Here is an 18876-nt window from a genome sequence, read left to right as displayed (position 1 = left end):
CCATCCGCATATCGCATGCGAGACGGTCTACAGCGGCAGGTGACCATCCGTCAGTAAAACGGCAGATCCATCACCCCAAAGAGCAGATGTCAGTAGGGGACGACGGTCACCGGCCAGCGGCCCGCCTTCACCAGCCGGACCGCCACCGATCCGATCACCTTGTGCCCGGCCTGCTCGGAGACCCCGACCACCACGGCGTCCGCGCGCAGCTCGTCGGCCAGCTTGGCCAGCCCGCCGTACGGGTCGCCGCGCATGGTCAGGAAGCGCCAGTCCACCTTCCACACCTCGCGCACCCGGTCCTCGGCCTCGCGCAGGGCGGCCAGCAGTTCCTCGGCGATCTCCTGGGTGGTCTCCTCCACCGCGGCCCCGGCCAGGGCGGTCGCGGCGCCGAGGATCGGCTGGACGTAGGCCACCGCGAGGACGGCGCCCTGCCGGCGGGCCAGTCCGGCGGCGTAGGCGGTGGCGCGCCAGGAGGAGTCGGAGCCGTCCAGCCCCGCCAGGATCACCTTGGGCCCGTCGGTCCCCAGCTCGAAGCCCTGTGGTGCGACCGCGACCTCGTGCTCCTCGGCGCCGTTCGGCATCCCGACCGGTACCCCGGCGCCGGCCGCCCCTCCTGTCGTGGCGTCCGCTGCTCCCGCGTCCGCCGCGTCCGCTGCTTCGCTCTCGTTGCTCATGGCCCAGAGGCTATTCCGGGCACCGTGAGTGAGCGCAGCGGGCGCTCCGGGTGAGCCCTGTGGTGCGGGCCACCCGGAGCGGCGGCGGGCGCGGCGGATTCGGCACCGGCGGCGGGCGGGCCGTCACGCGCTGTCGACGATGTGCGCGGCCTCACAGGACTTTCGCTGTGGTGCGGGCCACTTCCCGGCGGTATTCGATCTTGGAAATGGGTGCAAAACGGGCGAAATAGGCACAATTCCTTGATCCTTACGCCCGGTAACGGCCCCCTGACGTGCCTAAACCTTCAAATCCTTGAATCGGCCCCGGCCACCCCCGTAACTTCGAACCCGTTGCACCGAGCGATCCGCTCCGGACGGGCCTCACCGCCCCCGAGCAGGAACGGTGCCGAACCACGCGAGTGACGTGTCCCCGAAACCAACGGCCTTCCGAGGGCCTGGTTCCGCGTGCTCGCAACCCCCTCCGAAAGGAAATTCATGACCTTCCGTAACGAGACCGCCGCTGCCACCACCACTGCCACCCCGAAGCGCCGCAACCGCGTCCGGATGGCTCTGATGGCCGGGGCGCTCACCGCCCTGCCCGTGGCCGGCCTCGTCACGGCCACCGGTGCCTCCGCTGCGCCGGCCACCGTCTGGGACAAGGTCGCCTCCTGCGAGGCCACCGGCAACTGGGCCATCAACTCCGGCAACGGCTTCTACGGCGGCCTCCAGTTCACCTCCAGCACCTGGGCGGCCTTCGGCGGCACCTCCTTCGCCCCGCGCGCCGACCTGGCCACCAAGGACCAGCAGATCTCCGTCGGCGAGAAGGTCCTCGCGGCCCAGGGCCCGGGCGCCTGGCCGATCTGCTCCGTCAAGGCCGGTCTGAGCAAGTAAGACCCCCACGAAGCCGCCGCACCCCTGCCGGGTGCGGCGGCTTCGTCATGCCATCAGCCCCGCCCGCGGCGGTGATCTGCCAAGCCGGCGATCCCGTCGGGCCGGCGATCTTCCTGGCCGGTGATCTGCCTGGCCGACGATCCCGTCAGGCGGACCGGGGCGGGAGCGGCAGCGGGACGGCGGGCAGGCCGTCGAGGCTGGTGCCGACGAGCGGCTTGCCCTCGCAGTAGGCGCCGAACCCCTCCTCGCCCTTGCGTTCGAAGTACTGGGCGTGCAGGTCGCGATCGGCGCGGTAGTCCATGAACGGCACCGCGTACCCGCAGGAGTCGCTGACCCGCTCGGCCCTGACCAGCACGATCGCCCGCAGGGCCGACCCGTCCGCAGCGGGGTCGAAGTGGCCGAGCAGCTCGGCGAAGCGCGGGTCGTCACGGAAGATCGCCTCGCCCCGGCCGTGCACCCGCACCACGGTCGGCGGTCCCTCGAAGGAGCACCACATCAGGGTGATCCGGCCGTTCTCCCGCAGATGGGCGACGGTCTCGGCCTGCGAACCGCCGAAGTCCAGGTAGGCGAGGGTGAGTTCGTCGATCACCGCAAGCGTTCCCGAGCGGCCCTTGGGCGAGAGGTTGACGTGCCCGTCGGCGGCCAGCGGGGCCGTGGCGACGAAGTAGACCGGCTGGCTCTCGATGAACCGGCGCAGCCGACCTTCGATGCATTCGTACTGCTTTCCCATGGGCGCGAGTATGCCCGCATCTCGACTGGCAAGAAAGGAAGATCCACTCCCCGAGACGCCCCGGAGCTGTCGACGGTGCGCCTAGGATGGCTCGTACACATGTCACCCGCCCGGCCGAGCACGGGAGTTGAGATGGCCCGGAGCACCCTCCCGACAACCCCTCCGGAGACGGTCCTCGGCACGCCCGCCGAGCCCCTGCGCCGGTACGTCCTCGGCTACCGCGGCTACCGGCTGGACCTGCGGCAGCCGCGCCGCCGGCTGGAGGTGCCGACGGACGTCGTCACGGTGGCACTCGCCTTCGAGGGCACCATGCGCCTCGTCGACGCCGTCTCCCCCGCGCCCGCCACCTCCTTCGGATCGGTCGCGGCCGGGCTGCGCCGCACCGCGACGATCGCCGAACACACGGGCGTCCTGCACGGGTTGGCCGTCTCGCTCACCCCGCAGGGCGCGTTCCGGGCGTTCGGTCCGCTGGCCGGCGACCTCGGCGGGCAGTGGGCCGAGGCGGGCGACGTCCTGGGCCCGCGGCTGGGGGCGCTCACCGACCGGCTCGCCCACACCCCGAGCTGGCCGGCCCGGTTCGCCATGCTCGACGGGTACTTCGCCGCACTGTTCGCGTACGGCCCGGACTGGGAACCGTCCGTCCGCTGGGCCTGGCACCAACTGCGGCGCTCGCACGGGCAGGTGCCGATCCACACCCTGGTCGAGGGCACCGGCTGGAGCCGCCGCCGGCTGGAACTGCGCTTCCGCGAGCACCTCGGCGTGGCCCCCAAGCAGGCCGCCGGGATCCTCCGCCTCCAGCGCACCCTCGGTGCCCTGGCCGCCCGGGAGGGCCGCTCCACCGGCGCCGACCTCGCCGCGCTCTGCGGCTACTACGACCAGTCCCACCTCGACCGCAGCTTCCGCGGCATGGTCGGCTGCTCACCGCGCGAGTTCCTGGCCTCGCGGAGCGGCGCCGCCACCCTGCCGGAGCCCACCGACCGGGTGGCGGGACGGGTGACCAGCGCCGTCCTCGACGTCGGCGCCGCGTAGGGCCGGCGCCGCGTAGGCGGACTCGCTTTCGGACCGCGTGCGCATTCGTACAAGACGCACGGCGGCCCCGACCGGCACCTTCGAATGGCCCGGCCGGTACAGGGGACCGGCCGGTCACGGCGCGCGGACGGGGCCGGGGCTCAGGTCGGAAATCGGCCGAGCCCGGTCACCGCGTCATGTCCTGACGTCAGGACGCTGCGTCAGGTCACCAGGTGAGGTCACTGCTTCATGTAGACGCCGTCCATGAAGTCGATGATCTGCTGGTCCGTCAGCCGCTGGCCGTTGCGGTGGCCCATCGCCAGGTCGGCCTCGCTGATCATGCCCACCAGCCGCTCGCCGTCGATCACGGGGATGCGCCGGATCTGGTGCTGCTCCATCTTGCGCAGCACCGCGTCCATGCTGTCGTCGGCGCGCACGCAGTGCAGGTGGCCGGACAGGTCCATGGCCGTCATCGTGGCCGGGTCCTTGCCCTCGGCGATACAGCGCAGCACGATGTCGCGGTCGGTGATGATGCCCTTGAGCTTCTGGTCGTCGCCGCAGATCGGCAACGCACCCACGTTCTTGTCGCGCATCATCTTCGCGGCCTCGGCCAGCGTCTGGTGGGCGCCGATGCACTGGGCGCCGGTGTGCATGATGTCTCGGGCAGTGGTCACGGGGACTCCTTCGTCGGTGATTCCCCCCGCTTCCCCCCGGGTGGCGCTCCCCCGCGCGCTCGGCTCGGGCGCGAACGGGGTGACCGCGCCCTCACCATAAGCAACACCGCGCGGGTCCGCGACCGCGCCAGGGGACCGCTTCCACCTGCGGGAGCGGTTCCGGCGCAAGACCGGGCTCACCCGGAGGCGGCGACGTTCCGAGACGTCCGAGGCGGGGCGGGCAGGGCGGGCGGGGCGGCCGCAGAGTGGAGGCGTAGCGGAATCCCGCACCTTCCCTGACCGGTCCCGAGGAGAGAGCCATGGACGCCACCGAGACCCCCGCCCCGCAGGTCTGGCCCAGCCTGCGGGCCACCGACGCCCGGGCGCTGATCCGCTTCCTGGTCGAGGCCTTCGGCTTTCAGGAGGTCGTCGCCTACGGTGAGGGCGATTTCGTCGCCCACGCCGAGCTGGCCTGGCCCGAGGGCGGCGGCGTGATGCTCGGCTCGGACCGTGAGACGCCCGACGGCGCCTCGCCCTGGCCCGGCAAGCCCGGCGGCTTCACCGCGTACGTGGTCACCGCCGACCCGGACGCCGTGCACGCCCGCGCGGTGGCCGCCGGCGCCCGGATCACCACCGCGCCGTACGACACGGACTACGGCTCGCGCGACTTCGCCGCCGCCGACCCGGAGGGCAACCGCTGGTACTTCGGCACCTATCCGGGCGCGCCCCGTCCGGCCGTGGGGTGACGCGGTGCCCACGCCGGTGGACCGGCTGCGGGCGCTCTGCCTGGCGCTGCCGGAGGTCGAGGAGCGGATCAGCCACGGGGAGCCGACCTGGTTCGCGGGCTCCGGCCGCCGGGCCCGGGTGTTCGTGATGCTCTCCGACCACCACCACGACGACCGCCTCGGTTTCTGGTGCGCGGCGCCCGGCGGCGCGCAGGAACGCATGACCGGCGAGGACCCCGACCGCTACTTCCGGCCGCCGTACGTGGGTCACCGGGGCTGGCTGGGCGTGTACCTCGACGGGCCGGCGCCGGACTGGGCCCGGATCGAGGACCTGGTCGCGGACGCCCACGCGCTGGTCGGCCCGGGGCGGTAGCCCCCACCCGCGCGCCCGGGGCCCGCGCACCGCACGGGCCCCGGGCGGGCGCCGCCGAAGCGGGGCAGACTGGCTGCGGGGGCCACCCAACCGGAGGCTTCGGAGCCGCACCGTGCCGCAGATGACGGTGGACGGGCGCACTCTCGCCCTCTCCCACCTCGACAAGGTGTACTACCCGCGCACCGGCACCCTCAAGGGCGAGGTGCTGCGCTACTACGCCGCCGTCCACACCGCCCTGCTCCCCCACCTGCGGGATCGCCCGGTGTCCTTCCTGCGCTGCCCGGACGGCGTCGAGGCGGAGGTCTTCGTCGCCAAGAACCCGCCCCCGGGCACCCCGGACTGGGTGCGCACCGTCGAGGTCCCGAGCAACACCGGCGAGCTGTGGCAGGTGGTGCTGGAGGACGGCGCGGCGCTGTTGTCCGTCGCCAACCTGGGCTGCCTGGAGCTGCACGTCCCGCAGTGGCACGCGGCCGCGCCCGCGCTCGCCGACCGGCTCGTCCTGGACCTCGACCCCGGCGAGGGCGCGGACGTCCTCACCTGCCGGGCGGTCGCGCTGCTGCTGCGCGAACGGCTGGCGGCGGACGGCCTCACCGCCTGGGTGAAGACCTCCGGTTCCAAGGGCCTGCACCTGCTGGTCCCGATCGAGCCCACGCCCAGCACCCGGGTCTCCGCCTACGCGAAGGAGCTGGCCGCCGCTCTGGAGGCCGAGCACCCGGAGCTGGCGGTGCACACCATGGCGAAGGCCCGGCGCCGGGGGCGGGTACTGGTCGACTGGTCGCAGAACAACGCCAAGAAGACCACCGCGGCGCCGTACACCCTGCGGGCCCGGCCGCTGCCGACGGTCTCCACCCCGCTGTCCTGGGCCGAGCTGGAGCGGGCGGGCGGCGAGCAGGACCTGACGTTCACGCTCGCCGAGGTCCCCGACCGGCTGGCCGCCCACGGCGACCTGTTCGCCCCGCTGCTGGACCCGGACCGGGCCCGCCCGCTGCCGTCCGCTCCCTCGACGGCGGCGCCGCAGCAGCCGCAGGCCCGGGAGTCGTCGCGCCGGCAGGCACGGCAGGTCCTGCAGCCGCCCGTCGAGGTGATGCGCCCCGCCGCCGTCACCGCCGTACCGCCCGCCGACGGGCTGGGCGGCGGTGGCGTGCAGTACGAACTGAAACTGGACGGCTTCCGCTGCATCGCCTTCGCCCGCGGCGACCGGCCGCCGGTCCTGCAGTCCCGCACCGGCCGCGACCTCGCCCCCGAGTTCCCGCCGATCGCCGCCGCCGTCGGCCGGCTGCCCGAGGGGCTGGTCCTGGACGCCGAACTGGTCGCCTGGCGCGGCGGCCGGTTCGCCTTCGGCGAGCTGCTGCGCACCCGCCAGGCCCGCGCCGCCGCCCCGGACGTCGCGCTCGGCCTGATCGCCTTCGACCTGCTGGCCCTGCCCGGCCGCGACGTCCGCCGGCTCCCGCTCACCGACCGCCGCCGCCTGCTGCTCGCCGCCCTGGCCGACGTCCCGCCGCCGATCCAGCCGGTGATGGCGACCACCGACCGGACGGAGGCACTGGAGTGGATGGAACAGCTCGCCGACACCGGGGTGGAGGGCCTCGTCTGCAAGGCCGCCGGCTCCCCCTACCGGCCGCGCGGCGCCGGGCACGCCTGGGTCAAGTACCGCCGCAGCGACACCCTCGACGCCACCGTCCGCGCCGTCACCGGCCCGGCCGCCCGCCCGCACGCGCTGATCCTCCGGCTCGACGACGGCCGGGTCTTCCTGACGACGCCCCGGCTCACCGCCGTCCAGTCCCGCGAGGTCGCCGACGTGACCCGCCCCCTCCTCGGCCCGGCCACCACCGACCCCGACCACGGCCCGGTCCACCCCCTGACCGGCCCGCTGCGCGCCGAAATCACCCTCACCGGCCGCCCGCCCACCGCCACCTTCGTCCGCCTCCGGGGCGACTGACGCCACCCCGTGCCGACGGTGGCCTCCCGTACGATCCGCACGCGCTACGTGCGCCGCTTCGCCGTCGCGTGGGCGAACTCCGTCACGAACGCGTCCTCGAAGTGCGGCAGGTCGCCCGGTTTGCGGCTGGTGACGAGCGGGCCGGGGCCGTCGTGGCAGACGTGGACCGGTTCGTCGACCCAGTGGGCGCCCGCGTTGACCAGGTCGGTGCGCAGGCTGGGCCAGGAGGTCAGGGTGCGGCCGCGGACGGCGTCGGCCTCGATGAGGGTCCAGGCCGCGTGGCAGATCGCCGCGACCGGGCGGCCGGCGGCGCAGAGGGCGTGCACGAAGGCGACCGCCGGGCGGTCGAGCCGCAGGTGGTCGGGGTTGGCGACGCCGCCGGGCAGGACCAGGCCGTCGTAGCCGGCCGGGTCCGCCTCGGCGACCAGGGCGTCCACGGCGAAGGTGTCGCCCGGGGCGCGGTCCCGCACGGCCTGGATCCGCCCCTCGGCGGTGGACAGCAGGCGCGGGATGCCGCCGGACTCGGCGACCGCCTGCCAGGGGGAGGTCAGTTCGGCCTGCTCGACACCGTACGGCGCGACCAGGAAGGCGATCGTCCGGCCGGTGAGCGTGGTGGACGGCCAGCCCATGGGATCAGCCGCTCAGCGCGGGTGGGGGGCGGTCAGGTCGACCGCGGCGGGCGGGGCGGAACTGAGCCTGGCGCGCGGGCAGTCGAGGTGGACGGCGCGTTCGAGGTGGTCGACCCGGGCGGCCAGGCCGACCGGGACGAGCACGCGGGTGCCCGGCACCCACGGCGCGGCGTCGACCAGCAGGTGGTCCCCGGTGTCCTGCTCGACCCGCCCGACGGGGCCGTCGGTGGCCTGCACCTCGTACCCGACCAGGCCGAGGTCGGCGGCGGGATGGGAGCCCGGACGGTGCTCCCACAGGACGGTACTCATGCGCCCACCTCACTCCGCTCACTCATCGCGGCTCACCCATCGGGGCTCACTCATCGCGACTCGCTCATCGCGACTCGGTCATCGCGTCACGCCTCCGGCCGGTCCCAGGGCCGCCGTTCGCGGCGTTCGCGGGGCTCCTCCGGCTCGGCCCGGCCCGCCCGGGAGGCGCTGCGCCGGCGCAGCAGCTCCGAGGTGGCGACCGCGGCCGCCACGGTGGCCGCCCAGACCACCCCGAGCGCGGCCAGCACCGCCGTGGTCGGGGTCCGTACGCCCACGCTGAGGCAGATCGCCGTCATCACCAGAGCGGTCAGCACCACCCCCGCCGTCACCCGGTGCCCGACGGCGCGGAGCACGCGCCGGACCCGGCTGGGCCGCTTGGCGCCCATCGTGCTCAGCTTCCGGTCGAGCCGTGTGTCCTGGCGCAGATCGGACTCGATCTCCTCGAGGAGCCGCCGCTCCCAACCGCTCAAAGCGGGTCCGTCCATCTCGGTCACCTCCGACACTTCCGGTGACGTGCTCGCACCCGGCGATTTCCCGGTGCGGGCCGGCGCTAACCGTTCCGGGCACCGCCTGTTCCGGCACCCACGGGTCCGAAGGCCCGGGGACGGGCGAGCAGGCTGTCGTCCAGGACGCGCAGCAGGGCGGCGGCATCGCGGTGGACCTCGGCCGCACCCGCCGCCCGCAGCTCCGGACCGGCGTCCCCGCCGGCCTCCAAGGCGACGCACGGCACCCCGACCCGCCGCGCCGCCCGCACCTCGCGCACGCTCCCGGCGACGGCCACGGCGTGCGAGGGACCGCCGTCCACCAGCTCCAGCGCCGCCCGCAACGGATCGACCCCGGGGGCGGCCACGGTCAGGGCCGGGGCCCCGACGGGCCCGGGCCCGGTCAGCACGACCGTCCAGCCCCGGGCGGCGCACTCGCGCAGCAGCTCGGCACCACCGGGCAGCGCGGGCCGCCAGTCGGTACCGAAGAGAGCCGCCGAGATCACCGTCATGGCCACCGCTTCCGTTTGCAGGCCACGCACCGTACGCGCCCTTCCAGGTTAGGCCGCTCACCCGTCCGGCGCGCTGCCTGCCGGGCGGGGACTTCCCGGCGGCAGCCACGAGGGCTCAGCTCGTCGCGGCCACGCCCGCCAGGAAGTCGGTGACGAGCCGGGCGAGTTCGGCGGGGCGCTCCTCGGGGACGAGGTGGCCGCAGCCCGACAGGATGGCCCCCTGCGCGTCCGGGGCGAGGCGGCGGACGAAGTCGATCATGTGCTGCCCCAGGGAGCGCTCCCCGGCGACGGCCAGCACGGGGATGTCGAGCGGCACCCGGGCGGCGTCGCGGACCTGTTCGGCACTGACCCAGGTGTTGACGTAGTACTCGCAGCTGGAACGCACCGCGTCGTCGTCGCCGTACGCCTTCAGGTAGACCGCGATGTCGTCCTCGGTGAGCGAGCCGGGGGTCGTCCGGGCCATCTGGGTGAGGATCCAGGTGAAGAAGGTGGTCTGCGCGCCGCCGCCGATGAGCTGCTGCGGGAGCCCGGGCGTCGCGAGGAACGGGAAGAACCACAGCGGGTTCCAGGACTGGGAGAAGTTCAGCAGGTCCTCGCCGCCGGCCCCGGGGATGCTCGCCTCCAGCGCGGTGAACGAGCGCACCCAGTCGCGGTCGGTGGCCGCCAGGTGGTAGCCGATCGGGGTGCCCCAGTCGTGTCCGACGACGTGCGCACTGCCGACGCCGAGGCGGTCGAGCAGGCAGCGGACGTCGGCGGCCGCGGTGGCCACGTCGTAGCCGTCGGCGGGGCGCTCGGTCTCGCCCCACCCGCGCAGGTCCGGGGCGATCACCAGGTGCCGCTCCGCCAGCACCGGGATCAGGTGGCGCCACTCGTACCAGGTCTGGGGCCAGCCGTGGAGCAGGACCACCGGGTCCCCGGCGCCGGCGGAGACCCAGTGCATCCGTATCCCGTTGACCTCGCCGTGGTGGTGCTGAAGTGCCATCGACCGTTCCTCACGTTCCGTCAGAAGCCATAGGAGCGCCAGTGATCATAGGCTCTTCCGCCGCTCCCGGTCAGCCGAGATCCGGGTCCGGGTCCGTCGCCAGCCGGGCGTGCAGGTGTTCGTCCTGGTAGTCGCGCCCGTCGAAGCGCCACGAGGCGCGCAGGGTGCCCTCGTACGGGAATCCGGCGCGCTCCGCGACCCGGCAGGAGCGGTCGTTGCCGACGGCGTGGAACAGCTCGATGCGCCGGGCGTCGGCGGCCTCGACGGCCCAGCGGGTGACGGCGGTGGTGGCGCGGGTGGCCAGGCCGCGGCCCCGGGCGGCGGCGAGCAGCCAGTAGCCGACCATGGCGACGCCGTCGGCCTGGTTGGTCCACCGCAGGAAGGCGTTGCCGAGGAGGGTGCCGTGGGCGGCGTCGGTGACGGCGAAGGCGGCCATGGTGCCGTCCGCCCAGTGGGTGTCGCAACGGTCGAGGTAGGCCTCGGCGGCGGCGGGATCGGTGACGCCCAACGGGTTCAAGCGGGCGATGTCCGGGTCCGTCGACGCGGCGACGAGTGCGGGGACGACGCCGCCGGACAGGTCGAGGGCGCGTCCCCAGGGGCGCAGCAGGGCGCCGCCGAGGTCGAGGACGGCGGGCCGGAAGACGCGCCGGTCGGCGGGGGTTTGGGCCGTGGGGGCGCCGGTGGGGGTGTCGCTGGTGGTCATCCGGCCTTCCTACCCCCGGTCCGCCGCGCCTGCCAGCGAATAATCCGGTGGCGGTGGTGGTGGCGTCCGGTGGCGGTGGTGGTGGCGGCGTCCGGTGACCAGGGGGCTGGTCACCGGGCGCGGCCGTCCGTGAAGCCGGGGTCAGATCCGGGCGAGGTACCCGTTGTCGACCAGCCACATCACGTTCAGCTTGGTCGGGCCACCGGGCACCAGGGCCGCGTCGAGCTGGTACTGCAGGCCCCAGCCGGGCTGGTTGAACCACGGCGCGATCGGGCCGGCGTGCACCTTGAACGGCTTGACGACCTTGTAGTCGTGGTAGTTGCAGGCGGCCGGCGGGTTGCCGTCCAGGCTCTGCGGCGGGATCGCGCGGTCGGCGTAGGGCAGGCCCTCGGGGGCGAGGAAGGCGCCGTACTCGCTGCCGTAGCGGTCGATGTTCTGGTTGGGGTAGAGCGTGAGGTCGAACTCGATCGGGCTGCCGTCGGGCAGGGTGACGTAGCCGTCGGCGGGCGGGTAGATCCAGCCGCCCTTGCCGCCGTTGGCGGCCGGGTCGTAGTACTTCGCGAGGAAGGCCTGGTCACTCGCGCCGCCGGTGCGCTGGTAGCCGACGAGCTGGCGGCCGACCGGGCCGGCGGTCGGGAGGTCCTGCGGGCCGAGGCGCGCGTCGTCGTGGAAGAAGGCGGCCGAGCACTGGTCGGACGGGGTGGCCGCCCGCCCGGTGGCGGCGGCCGTGTCTGCGGTGGCCGTGGCGGCGGCGGCCGGGATGCTCGGGGCGAGCACGGCGGCGGCTGCGGCAAGGGGCGTGACGAACAGGCGAAGGCGAAGGCGCACGGTGTCTCCGTCATGGGGGTCAATGGGTCATGCGGAGAGGTGCTTCAGTCACCCTCCGTGTCCGGACGGGTACCAGGCAAGCGGATCTGCTGATCATTCGTCAACACGACTTGGCGGAAAGCGTGCTGGATTCCCCGGTTTCGTCCAAGCCGGGACACGGGACCGCTCACTCGAAAGAATGAGCGGTCCGGCTCGGTTCCGCTCACCGCCCCGGCGCGACCCGCCCGATCAGGTGGAGCAGCCGGTCGAGGGAGTCCTTGGAGTTGGGCTCAGTCAGGTTGACCATGAGCCGGAACGCCACCTTCAGCAGCGCCGGGTGGCCGAGTCCGGTGGCCCCGGCGGCACCGAGCAGCTTGGGACGGCCGAGCAGGTCGGCGGCCAGCCGGCCGAGCGCGAAGTAGCCGGCGTAGGCGGAGCGCAGCGCCTGCGGGTAGGCGCGCAGGGCGAGTTCGCGGCCGCGGTCGGTGCGGCGGGCGAGGGCCTGGACGATGGTCTCGGCGGCGTAGCGGCCGGACTCCATCGCGTAGGCGATGCCCTCGCCGGTGCCCGGGCTGACCGTGCCGCCCGCGTCGCCGATGAGCAACAGGCCGTCCGCGTAGTGCGGTTGGCGGTTGAGGCCCATCGGGAGAGCGGCACCGCGGATCGGCTCGGTGACGCCGTCGGGGGTGTAGCCGTACCCGGGCGGCAGGTCCTCGCACCAGCGGCGCAGCAGTTCCCGCCAGTCCACGTCGGTCTTGGCGGTGTTGAGGACGCCGAGGCCGACGTTGGCGGTACCGTCGCCCATGCCGAACACCCAGGCGTAGCCGGGCAGCAGGCGTCGGGCCGGGTCGTTGGGGTCGCGCAGGTCGAGCCAGGCCTCCAGGTAGCGGTCCTCGTGGCGCGGGGTGGTGAAGTACGTCCGGTAGGCGACGCCCATCGCGCGGTCGGTGCGGCGGTAGCGCTTCATGGCGACGGACAGCCGGGTGGAGTTGCCGTCGGCGGCGACCACGATCGGGGCCCGGTAGGCGACGGGCCGGCGGTCCTCGCCCAGCTTGGCGGTGACGCCGGTGATCCGGCCGGTCCGCTCGTCCACCACGGGGCCCGCGACATTGGCGCGTTCGATCAACCGGGCGCCGCAGGAGGCGGCCTTCCGTGCGAGCAGGTGGTCGAAGTCGGCGCGGCGGCGGACCAGGCCGAACCCGGGGAAGGCGGAGAGCTCGGGCCAGTCGAACTCGATCGAGCGCCGGCCGGAGATCAGCCGCAGGCCCCGGTTGTGCAGCCAGCCTGCCTCCTCGGAGACGTCGATGCCGAGGTCGGTCAGCTGCTTGACGACGCGCGGGGTGAGGCCGTCGCCGCAGACCTTCTCGCGCGGAAAGGCGGACTTCTCCAGCAGCAGGACGTCCAGGCCGGTCCGGGCGAGGTGGGCGGCGGCGGTGGAGCCGGCCGGGCCGGCGCCGACCACGATGACGTCGGCACTCTCCTCGGCGGTCTGCTCTGGGCCGGGCATCGCACTCTCCCACGGGTCGGATCGGCTGCACGCGCAACGGAATCAGCGGACTGGGCGGTTCCAGACGGACGATAGAGAAACCTGGAGCCCGCACGCCGCCCCGACACGCAGGCCGGGCCCGAGGACCGGTCAATACCGGCCACCTCGGCATCGCAGGTTCACCCGCCGGGTCGGGGAGCGGAGTTGACCGCCACCGATCGCCGCCGACCACCTGCACCGGCCTGAGCGCACACGAAATCACGACAACCGGGTGATCGGATCGTTGTAACGAACTAGTCGGACTAACCGTCCACAGCGATGCATTTCGGCCAAACCTCCCTTGCGTCACGTTTCTCTCTGCGGGAACTTTTGTGCCCCTCCCGTCGTACGGCACCGGCTCCCGCCGAACGGCCGACCAGAGGCTCCCTCCCACCGCGCAGGCTCGTCCGGCCTGCCGAACCCGATGGAACTAGCCATGCGCATCCGCTCCACCGCCGCACGCTCCCTGGTGGCCGTCCCGACCGCCGCCGCCCTGATGCTGCTCGCCCCCGCCGCCGCGCACGCCACCGCGGGCGGCAAGGGCGGCGCCCCCGGCAACAACGGCACCGTCAAGATCCACGACGCCGCCACCGGCCAGGAGGACGTCCGCAACGAGCCCAAGGTCTGCAGCTTCTACCTGGACTCCTTCGGCTTCGACGCCAACCAGGACGTGATCTGGGCGATCACCACCGTCGGAGGCGGCCCCACGGAGAAGCTCGTCGCGTACGGCGACCTCCCCGTCGACGGCCACGGCCACGTCCGCACCGAGGACATCCACCTGCCGGACGGCCACTACAAGCTGTACTGGCAGTCCGTCGAGCTGGTCAACGGCGAGCTGCCGCAGGGCACGAAGCTCAACAACCCCAAGCACAAGGTCTTCAAGGTCGACTGCGGCGGCCAGACCCCGGCCCCGACCGGCAAGCCCTCGCCGACCGTGACGCCGACCCCCACCAAGACCCCGTCCACCGGCCCGACCAGCGTGCCGACCACGCCGTCGCACAGCCCGTCGGCTCCGGCCTCGCCGACCCCGAGCGCCACCCCGAAGCCGTCCGGGACCCCGACCACCCCGGCGCCCACCACGCCTGCGTCCACCGCCCCGGCGACCGGCGCGCCCACCGACGAGCCGACCGGCGCCCCCACCGACGTCCCGAGCCCGGGCCCGTCGAACCCGCCGACCGCCACCGTGCCGGTGCACACCCCCACCACCGACACCCCGGTCAACCCGGACGAGCCGCTGACCCTGCCCACCAAGGTCAGCGTCCCCACCCCGATCCCGGGTGCCGCCTCGGACGGCAAGAAGCTGGCCAGCACCGGTAGCGACGGCACCCTGCTGTACGCGGGCGCCGGCACCGTCCTGCTGCTCGCGGGCGCGGGCACGGTGGTCTACACGCGCCGCCGCCGCACCTCCTCCTGAGGCACCGGACTGCCGAGGCACCGGGCCCGCCCGAGGCGCTGACCGCGCCTCGGGCACCCGCCTCGGGCACCCGCCGCGTCTGAGCCGCGGCATCACGGAGCCCCTGGCCCCGCGGGCAGTCGCGGGTCCGGGGGCTCCGTGTCGTACGACGGCACCCGTGTCCCCGGGGGGGCACGGCCGACGGTGCCGTCGCCGACGAGGGCCCCCGGCCACGGGGGTGAAACCGGCGGCCCTCATCCCGGTCTACGGGCGGCCCGCCGTCCCGGGTTCACCACCGGCACCACGAACCTCACCAGAGCCGCCTGACCCACCCGACCCGCCTGACCCGCCTGACCCGCCAGGCCCCGACCCCCGGAACGCCGGAAGCCCCTGGCCGCACGGGGGAACGGGCCAGGGACTTCCACCTGGGACTACGGCTGACCCACCCTCACGGGTTCACCGCCAGCACCGCGTACCCCGCGAGCACCGCCAGGTGCACCGCGCCCTGCAGCAGCGTCGCCCGGCGCGGGATCACCGTGAGGATGCCCAGCACGATCGTCAGGGTCAGCAGCACCATGTGCGCCGACCCGAGGCCGAGGACGAGCGGGCCGGACAGCCAGGCGGAGGCGATCGCGACCGCCGGGATGGTCAGGCCGATGCTGCGAGCACCAGGGATCCGAACGGCTCCCCCGACCAGTGCGCGATGACCTCGGCGTGGTGCACGGCGGACAGTACGGCGGCCACCAGGAAGCACGCGACCACGCCCACCACCCAGCCGGGCAGGTCCTTGTGCCAGGTCAGGACGAGCACGACGAACGACACCACCGGAACGACGACGGTCCATTGCGCGGCGCCCGCGCGGAGCTTCGTGATCATGCCGCCGAGGATCCCAGACCTGGCGCCCGTCACCCGAGTGCCCGCGCCGGGATACGTGGGGGTATGGCATAACTGATCCCGGTTTACGCGTTCACCCGCCGTAGTCGGCAAGGTACTGAAGCACCTTGTCGACATGGGCCCGCACCCGGTCCGGGACGCCCCCGGTCGCCTCCACGGTCTTGTCGCTGGTCCGGTAGGCGGCCGTGACCAGGGCCGGCAGGTCGCGGGTGAAGCCGCTGCGCTTGAGCTGCTGGTCGAGCCAGCAGACGTAGTTGCCCATCGCGGCGATCGCGTCGCCCGGGTCGAAGTACGACTTCGGGCCGGGGTGGGTGGCCGCCTTGGCCCAGGCCTCGAAGACGCCGGGCGTCCACATGGCGATGCCGTACTCGCCGGTCTCCGGGCGGGCGGCGTTCGGGTCGAAGCCGCTCTCGGCCTTCAGCATCGCGGCCAGCAGCACCGGGGTGACCTCCGGCTCGGGGCAGCGCCGGGCCGCGTTCAGGATCATGTCCCGGTAGGCGACCGGGACGTCCGAGCCCGCCGGGATCGCGCCGGGCAGCGGGGGCGGGGCCGACAGCGGGGGCGGAGCGGGCAGCCGGGCGCGGTGGGCGCCCGGCCCGGCGGGCTCAGGACCGCCGGTCAGCGCGAGGGCGGCGAGCGCGCAGGCCAGCAGGCCCGCCCCGGCCCGTACGGCGGCGCGGCGGTGCCGGGCCGGACGGGCGGTGGCCCGGGCGACCAGCGCGGCGAGGTCGGCGCGGGCCCGTTCCTCCTGCCCGGGGGCGAGGCAGGCGGTGACCACGGGACGCCATCGCGCGGGCAGTGCCGCGTCCAGCCGGAGCGGCGCCGCGCCGCGCGCGTACGCCTGGGCGGCCAGCGAACGGGCCCGGGCGGTGGCGCCGAGGAAGGGGTGCGGACCGCCGGTGAGCAGTTGGTGGGCGATCACCCCGTAGGCCCAGACGTCGGCGCTGGGGCGCACCGCGACACCGCGCGCGCCGGTGCGCTGGGACCACCACTCGGGCGGGACGTGGTCGGGCGAGCCGAGCGGCGGGGCGTAGGCGTGGGTGCCCTCCAGCTCCGCGGTGAGGCCGAAGTCGGCGATCTTGGCGGTGCCGTCGGGCATCAGGAGGATATTGGCCGGTTTCAGGTCCCCGTGCACCCAGCCGACCCGGTGCATGTGGGTCAGCCCGGCGCAGACCTCGGCGAGGATCCGCTCGGCACCGGGCACCGCACCGCCGGGACGGGCGACGGCCAGCACGTCCTGCAGACTGCGGGCGGCGCGCTCCATCACCAGGGCGACGGCACCGTCCAGGGCCGGGTGGTCCGGGTCCTCGACGGTGACCACGGCGAAGGTGCGGATCAGGTGCGGGTGGTCGGCGCGGCGGCTGAAGCGCTGCTCGCTGCGGGCCATCCGGGCCACGGTCCGCCGCTGGCCGGGGCTGAACCGGGCGCCGCCGAGGAGCTTGACGGCGACCGGGGTGCCGTCCGGGCCCTCGGCGGCGTGGACGCTGCCCCAGGCGCCCGCGCCGAGGAAGGCGCCGAGGCGGTAGCCGGCGATCGGGTAGCCGTCCGGGACCTCGAAGGGCGGGCCGTCCGACGACGGGTCTTGCGGCGACCGGCCTTCCGGCGGAGGGTCGTCCGGTCGGTGGTGGTCGGTGGGCAGTCCCTTCGGCGGCTCCGGATGGGGCCCGGCGTCGGGCCCGACGTCGGGCGTCACGGCCGGGCGGCCGCGCGCCGGGGCGGGAGCAGGGCCAGGTGCTCCTCCCGGACGAGGTCGAACTTCAGTGCCAGGGCGGCGAGTTCCTCGCGCTTGCCGCCGCCCGGGCCCTCCTCGTACGGCTCGCGCAGCCGCAGCTTGGTCTCCACCAGGTAGTCGATGTGGTAGTTCACCGCCGAGCGGGTCAGCCCGTGGCAGGAGGGCAGGGCGCGCAGCCGGGCCAGCACCTCGGTCACCCCGGGGACGGCGGCGGCGGAGGGCGAGCGCAGCCGGGGCTCGCAGAGCGCGAGCAGCACGAGGAAGTACTTGGCGGTCGGGTCCAGGGCGAACGGGCTGACGGTGTGTTCGCCGTCGGCGCCGCCGGGACGGCCGTCCAGGTAGGCGTGCTGCGGGGCGAAGACCTTGAAGGAGGCGGGTTCGCCGAGCGCGGGCAGCAGCACGCGGGAGAGCTCGAAGGGCACGGGCGCGCCGAGCCGGCCGGGGGCGACCTTGATGTGCTCCCCCGCGCCCTCCAGGTTCTCCACGACGTAGGTCGCGGAGGCGCTGAAGTTGGACAGCCGCCAGTAGTCCTCGGCCGCGACCACCTCGCCCGCGCGGCGGGAGACGCCCTGGTCGGGCAGCGGGATGGCGACCGGTCGGCCGGGCTCGCCGCGCCCGAACACCGCGGCCTCGCCCGGGCCCATCCGCACCAGCGCGGGCGCTTCGCCGGGCGCCATCTCGGGCCCCGGACCGGGAAGTTGCACGATGACCGTGTCCACGCAGCCACCTCCGTGGGATCGGGTCGATGGTATCCGCCCGATTCGCCCCGTCGGCAATCCGCCACCCGGACGAGTGAAGGGACACCGCCAACGCCGCAACGCCGCCAACGCCCCAACGCCGTCCGGCTCGACCGGAGTTGCCGTCCACCCATGGGAGGAGCGCCCTCCTCCTTCCGGTCGGAGGGTCGGGCCGGTCGGCCGAGGCGGGCCCGGCCGAACGGCGCTGCGTACACGGCGAGCAAAAGAGCGATCCAAGGGTTGGTCAAGGCGGCGGCACCGGCGTACGGCACCAAGGGCATCCGGATCAAACGCGGTCCTCCCGGGCACCGCGGACACGGCCTGCGTCCGGCCGCCGGGCATCCCGGACGCGGCCTGGGCGCAGTTCAAGAAGGCCTACGGTCCGCTGAACGTCGGGGGCTTGGAACGGATGGCCGAGCCGGAGGGGATCGCGCGCGCGATCCTGGCGCTGACCTCGGACGATTTCGGGTACCGGACCGGCGCTTCGGTGCCGGCGGACGGCGGGACGACGGCCGGACGCCGGATGGTGCTGCCGCCCACGAACTGATCGCCCGCCAGGCCGTAGGCCGTCCGGATATCGAACACTCGGCGAAATGCTTGCGGTATGTAGTTGAATGGTCACCATGAGTGTGACGCAACGCACACACGCGGCGTTCACAATGTGTGCAACACTCATCCCAAGGAGTGAGATTCCCTTAATTTCCAAGGAGGTTCGCATCATGCGCACTCGGATCGCAGCTGTGATGATGACGGTGGCAGGGATCGCCGGGCTAACGGCAGGACCGGCCCTGGCCGCCACGGCAACGTCCGAGACCGACACCGTGGCCTGCACCACGGTGCTCAACCGCCCCTGCATCTCGCACCAGGCCGACGGCGAGGGCGTCGTCGGCGTCGCCCAGGTCACCGCCGACCCGGCCCAGTTGACGGTCGTCAGGGTCGAGGTCCGCACCCAGGCCGCCTGGGGCAGCCCGTGGGAGACCGCCGCCTCGGCCACCACCGTGCGGATAGGCTCCGCCAAGGCCGTCACCCCGCGCGTCGTCACCACCGACCTGCGCATCATCTGCGCCACCGCCGGCCCGGCGCTGGACGCGGCCAAGCAGGTCACCACCTGTACCAACCCGTTCTGATCACGGGGCCGGCCGCCGGGACCCCCGTTCCCGGCGGCCGCCCTGCCAGTTCGGCCATCCCGGTCGCACCGC

21 protein-coding genes and 3 pseudogenes are annotated in these 18876 nt (G+C 74.1%); 9 read left to right on the top strand and 15 right to left on the bottom strand.

The annotated features are described in order from the left end of the window. Window positions 1–89: 89 nt before the first annotated feature. Window positions 90–581: a universal stress protein gene (locus tag ACZ52R_RS15275; RefSeq protein WP_465753565.1), complete on the bottom strand. Its 492-nt coding sequence runs from the start codon at window positions 579–581 to the stop codon at window positions 90–92. Between the two features lie 636 nt (window positions 582–1217). Here ACZ52R_RS15275 and ACZ52R_RS15270 point away from each other — a divergent pair. Next, window positions 1218–1541 (top strand): annotated as a pseudogene (locus ACZ52R_RS15270) (transglycosylase family protein); the annotation flags it as partial. Between the two features lie 148 nt (window positions 1542–1689). On the opposite strand, the gene ACZ52R_RS15265 reads toward ACZ52R_RS15270, so the two are convergent. After that, entirely contained in the window at window positions 1690–2274 is a 585-nt protein-coding gene (locus ACZ52R_RS15265; protein WP_465618120.1) for a pyridoxamine 5'-phosphate oxidase family protein, read from the bottom strand. Window positions 2275–2406: 132 nt separating this feature from the next. On the opposite strand from ACZ52R_RS15265, the gene ACZ52R_RS15260 reads away from it, so the two are divergent. Beyond that, on the top strand, window positions 2407–3303 hold the full coding sequence (locus tag ACZ52R_RS15260) for a helix-turn-helix domain-containing protein (RefSeq protein ID WP_465618118.1): 897 nt from the start codon (window positions 2407–2409) through the stop codon (window positions 3301–3303). Between the two features lie 218 nt (window positions 3304–3521). Here ACZ52R_RS15260 and ACZ52R_RS15255 read toward each other — a convergent pair whose 3' ends face one another. Next, window positions 3522–3956, bottom strand: a complete 435-nt coding sequence (locus ACZ52R_RS15255) for a CBS domain-containing protein (RefSeq protein ID WP_465753560.1) — start codon at window positions 3954–3956, stop codon at window positions 3522–3524. A gap of 299 nt (window positions 3957–4255) precedes the next feature. On the opposite strand from ACZ52R_RS15255, the gene ACZ52R_RS15250 reads away from it, so the two are divergent. From ACZ52R_RS15250 to ACZ52R_RS15235, 4 genes and pseudogenes are all read left to right on the top strand, one after another. Beyond that, on the top strand, window positions 4256–4681 hold the full coding sequence (locus ACZ52R_RS15250; RefSeq protein ID WP_465618114.1) for a VOC family protein: 426 nt from the start codon (window positions 4256–4258) through the stop codon (window positions 4679–4681). A gap of 4 nt (window positions 4682–4685) precedes the next feature. Next, window positions 4686–5033, top strand: a complete 348-nt coding sequence (locus ACZ52R_RS15245; protein WP_465618112.1) for an MmcQ/YjbR family DNA-binding protein — start codon at window positions 4686–4688, stop codon at window positions 5031–5033. 121 nt (window positions 5034–5154) lie between these two features. Further along, a pseudogene (ligD, locus tag ACZ52R_RS15240) lies at window positions 5155–6027 on the top strand (non-homologous end-joining DNA ligase); the annotation flags it as partial. Window positions 6028–6117: 90 nt separating this feature from the next. Beyond that, complete coding sequence (locus ACZ52R_RS15235; RefSeq protein ID WP_465618273.1) at window positions 6118–6972, top strand: ATP-dependent DNA ligase; 855 nt, start codon at window positions 6118–6120, stop codon at window positions 6970–6972. 44 nt (window positions 6973–7016) lie between these two features. Here the strand turns inward: ACZ52R_RS15235 and ACZ52R_RS15230 are convergent, their stop codons facing one another. The 8 genes from ACZ52R_RS15230 to ACZ52R_RS15195 form a co-directional block, all read right to left on the bottom strand. Beyond that, window positions 7017–7601, bottom strand: a complete 585-nt coding sequence (locus ACZ52R_RS15230; RefSeq protein ID WP_465753559.1) for a type 1 glutamine amidotransferase domain-containing protein — start codon at window positions 7599–7601, stop codon at window positions 7017–7019. A gap of 12 nt (window positions 7602–7613) precedes the next feature. After that, window positions 7614–7910: a PRC-barrel domain containing protein gene (locus tag ACZ52R_RS15225; RefSeq protein ID WP_360494063.1), complete on the bottom strand. Its 297-nt coding sequence runs from the start codon at window positions 7908–7910 to the stop codon at window positions 7614–7616. Window positions 7911–7996: 86 nt separating this feature from the next. After that, a complete protein-coding gene (locus tag ACZ52R_RS15220) occupies window positions 7997–8395 on the bottom strand; it encodes a DUF3040 domain-containing protein (RefSeq protein ID WP_465618108.1) in 399 nt (132 codons plus the stop codon). Window positions 8396–8460: 65 nt separating this feature from the next. Continuing rightward, complete coding sequence (locus ACZ52R_RS15215) at window positions 8461–8904, bottom strand: HAD family hydrolase (RefSeq protein ID WP_360494057.1); 444 nt, start codon at window positions 8902–8904, stop codon at window positions 8461–8463. 115 nt (window positions 8905–9019) lie between these two features. Beyond that, entirely contained in the window at window positions 9020–9886 is an 867-nt protein-coding gene (locus ACZ52R_RS15210; RefSeq protein ID WP_465618105.1) for an alpha/beta fold hydrolase, read from the bottom strand. Window positions 9887–9956: 70 nt separating this feature from the next. Then, on the bottom strand, window positions 9957–10589 hold the full coding sequence (locus tag ACZ52R_RS15205) for a GNAT family N-acetyltransferase (RefSeq protein WP_465753558.1): 633 nt from the start codon (window positions 10587–10589) through the stop codon (window positions 9957–9959). A 141-nt stretch (window positions 10590–10730) separates the two neighbouring features. Continuing rightward, window positions 10731–11417, bottom strand: coding sequence for a TNT domain-containing protein (locus ACZ52R_RS15200; protein ID WP_465618101.1), 687 nt, complete (start codon window positions 11415–11417; stop codon window positions 10731–10733). A gap of 202 nt (window positions 11418–11619) precedes the next feature. Then, window positions 11620–12903, bottom strand: coding sequence for a geranylgeranyl reductase family protein (locus ACZ52R_RS15195; RefSeq protein ID WP_465618099.1), 1284 nt, complete (start codon window positions 12901–12903; stop codon window positions 11620–11622). A 454-nt stretch (window positions 12904–13357) separates the two neighbouring features. Here ACZ52R_RS15195 and ACZ52R_RS15190 point away from each other — a divergent pair, with 454 nt between their 5' ends. After that, on the top strand, window positions 13358–14335 hold the full coding sequence (locus ACZ52R_RS15190; RefSeq protein WP_465753557.1) for an LPXTG cell wall anchor domain-containing protein: 978 nt from the start codon (window positions 13358–13360) through the stop codon (window positions 14333–14335). Between the two features lie 427 nt (window positions 14336–14762). On the opposite strand, the pseudogene ACZ52R_RS15185 reads toward ACZ52R_RS15190, so the two are convergent. The 4 genes and pseudogenes from ACZ52R_RS15185 to ACZ52R_RS15170 all read right to left on the bottom strand — a co-directional run. Further along, window positions 14763–14975 (bottom strand): annotated as a pseudogene (locus tag ACZ52R_RS15185) (ionic transporter y4hA); the annotation flags it as partial. Further along, on the bottom strand, window positions 14963–15190 hold the full coding sequence (locus tag ACZ52R_RS15180; RefSeq protein WP_465618095.1) for a hypothetical protein: 228 nt from the start codon (window positions 15188–15190) through the stop codon (window positions 14963–14965). The gene ACZ52R_RS15180 and the pseudogene ACZ52R_RS15185, both read right to left, overlap by 13 nt. Window positions 15191–15281: 91 nt before the next feature. Beyond that, entirely contained in the window at window positions 15282–16901 is a 1620-nt protein-coding gene (locus tag ACZ52R_RS15175) for a protein kinase domain-containing protein (RefSeq protein WP_465753556.1), read from the bottom strand. Further along, window positions 16898–17659: a serine/threonine protein kinase gene (locus ACZ52R_RS15170; protein ID WP_465618091.1), complete on the bottom strand. Its 762-nt coding sequence runs from the start codon at window positions 17657–17659 to the stop codon at window positions 16898–16900. Before ACZ52R_RS15170 ends, ACZ52R_RS15175 begins: the two co-directional genes overlap by 4 nt. A 427-nt stretch (window positions 17660–18086) precedes the next feature. Here ACZ52R_RS15170 and ACZ52R_RS15165 point away from each other — a divergent pair, with 427 nt between their 5' ends. Further along, entirely contained in the window at window positions 18087–18224 is a 138-nt protein-coding gene (locus ACZ52R_RS15165; RefSeq protein ID WP_465753555.1) for a hypothetical protein, read from the top strand. Between the two features lie 172 nt (window positions 18225–18396). Then, window positions 18397–18804 carry a hypothetical protein gene (locus tag ACZ52R_RS15160; protein WP_465618087.1) on the top strand — a complete coding sequence of 136 codons (408 nt, stop codon included), beginning with the start codon at window positions 18397–18399 and terminating at the stop codon, window positions 18802–18804. Window positions 18805–18876 lie beyond the last annotated feature (72 nt).

This window comes from Kitasatospora sp. NPDC034023 (assembly GCF_055575795.1).
This window is presented reverse-complemented; position numbering and strand designations above follow the sequence as displayed.